The sequence below is a fragment of the Undibacterium paludis genome (assembly GCF_022568815.1).
Lineage (GTDB): Bacteria > Pseudomonadota > Gammaproteobacteria > Burkholderiales > Burkholderiaceae_D > Undibacterium.
Map to the genome: position 1 here is coordinate 1 of NZ_JAKZHX010000067.1, position 454 is coordinate 454.

At 56.2% G+C, this 454-nt stretch carries 1 protein-coding gene; it reads right to left on the reverse strand.

What is annotated here, in order from left to right; genetic code table 11:
- A partial coding sequence (locus LZ463_RS28945; RefSeq protein WP_241459789.1) for an ATP-binding cassette domain-containing protein occupies positions 1-454 on the reverse strand: 454 nt, incomplete at both ends.

Consider the following 454-nt stretch of genomic DNA (forward strand, 5'->3'; position numbering starts at 1 on the left):
GGCCAGCAACACACGCTGCTTTTGCCCGCCCGACAAACTGCTGCCCATGTCGCCGACCAGGGTCTGGTAACCCATGGGCATCTTGCTGATGTCTTCATGAATGGCGGCCAGTCTGGCGCATTCTTCCACTCTTTGCTGATCACAGCGGCTGTCAAAGAAGGCGATATTGTCCATGATGGACCCCGCCAGCAAGACATCTTCCTGCATGACGGTTCCCACCAGCTGGCGATAGGTCTTGATACCCAGCTGGGTGATGGGGATGTCGTCGATCAATACTTCACCTTCCGTCGGTTTTAACAGCCCAAGGATGATCTTGCACAAGGTCGTCTTGCCACAACCGCTGGGGCCGACCAGGGCAATGCTCTGGCCTGCCGGTATGCTCAGGTTGATGTCCTTCAATACCCAGGGTTCGCCTTCGGCATAGCGGAACTTGATGTTCTTCAGGGTAAGGACG